This is a genomic window from Streptomyces sp. SID14478, from assembly GCF_010548525.1.
In the GTDB taxonomy this organism is placed as follows: Bacteria; Actinomycetota; Actinomycetes; order Streptomycetales; family Streptomycetaceae; genus Streptomyces.
This window is the reverse complement of record NZ_JAAGMG010001125.1, coordinates 1-1205: the sequence shown is the minus strand read 5'-3', so window position 1 is coordinate 1205 and position 1205 is coordinate 1. Positions and strand designations below refer to the sequence as shown.

Here is a 1205-nt window from a genome sequence, read left to right as displayed (position 1 = left end):
GGGGCGCGGGCGCCCTTCTCGGTCACCGGTGTCCGGCGACCGTCACGCGGCCCCGCCCCGGGCCGTCGCGTCGCCCGGTCCGCGGACGTCGACCGTCCCGCGCCAGGCGTCCCGGACGCTCGCGTAGCCGGGGAACCGGTCGGCGACGCCGCCGACCCGCAGGAGCAGGGCGGTGGACGGCCTGGTGTAGACGAGCCGGGTCCAGCCGTGCCGCGCCCGGCTCTCGGCCCACACCTCGCACAGCGGTTCCAGGATGCTGCTGTCCGCGAACGTCACCGCGCTCAGGTCGACGATGAGACAGAGCCGTCCGGTGCCGGCACGGGCCCGGTGCAGGGCCCCCACCACAGGGGCCACGGTGGTCAGATCCAGCTCGCCACGGGCGCGTACCACGCGGCAGTCCTCGAACGGGACGGGAAACAGCGGCTGGGCAGAGCTCATGAGCCCCCACTCCTCCGGCAAGGTGATACATCACGTGCGCAGAGCCTCTGTTGCGCGGAACGAACTGCACGGAGAGGGCCGGGTCCGGGGCGACCGTCTTGCGAGACTACGCGGGCGCGCGGGGGACGGTTGTGGTTGCAGGGAAAGGTTCGGCGACGACCGGAAGGGGCGTACTGCCTTTCTCCTCCGCCCAGTTGGTGAAGGAATGCGGGAGCAGCGGCGCCCCGGGTGATGCCTGGCGTACGCGCACCCGACAGGCCCTGTGGGCAGTGTCGTCTGCGCCCGGTACGGCGAGCGGGGGCACCTCCCAGCGGTGGCTGGGGGAGCGTGCCGGGCGTCGTGGGGCAGGCGGGAGTGTGAAGACAGGTCCCCTAGTGGCCCGCCAGGTCGTCGCGTCCCTCGGTGATCTCGCGAGCCACCTCGGCGACCTTGCGCTGGTGGGAACGCGCATGCCGGCGCAGGCGGTCGAACGCGACGTCCAGGGCGATGCCGTGCCGGGCCGCGAGGATGCCCTTGGCCTGCTCCACCACGACGCGGCTGGACAGCGCGTGCTCCAACTGGCCCGCCAGGACCCGGCTCTCGCTCACCTCGCGCTGCAGCGACAACGTGTGCGCGGCGGTGTCGGCGAGGCTGCGGGCCAGCCCGAGGCCCCGCTCGTCCAACGGGCCGCCCGGCTGCTGGAACAACACCAGCGCGCCGGCCGTACCGTCCTTGGAGCGCAGCGGCAGCGCCGTGACCCGGCCGATGCCCAGCGCCGCGGCGCGCGG

General features: G+C 74.0%; 2 protein-coding genes. Both read right to left on the bottom strand.

The genetic code is table 11. The annotated features are described in order from the left end of the window. Positions 1 to 42 precede the first annotated feature (42 nt). The gene (locus G3I40_RS36185; protein ID WP_164559069.1) at positions 43 to 438 is read right to left on the bottom strand and encodes an STAS domain-containing protein; all 396 of its coding nucleotides are present in this window, start codon (positions 436 to 438) and stop codon (positions 43 to 45) included. A 371-nt stretch (positions 439 to 809) separates the two neighbouring features. Then, positions 810 to 1205 (bottom strand): ANTAR domain-containing protein (locus G3I40_RS36180; protein ID WP_164559068.1); only part of this gene is annotated, 396 nt, incomplete at its 5' end.

Bases quoted from the DNA above. Each gene is read 5' to 3' on its own strand.
- G3I40_RS36185 (WP_164559069.1), bottom strand. From the start codon at position 438: ATGAGCTCTGCCCAGCCGCTGTTTCCCGTCCCGTTCGAGGACTGCCGC.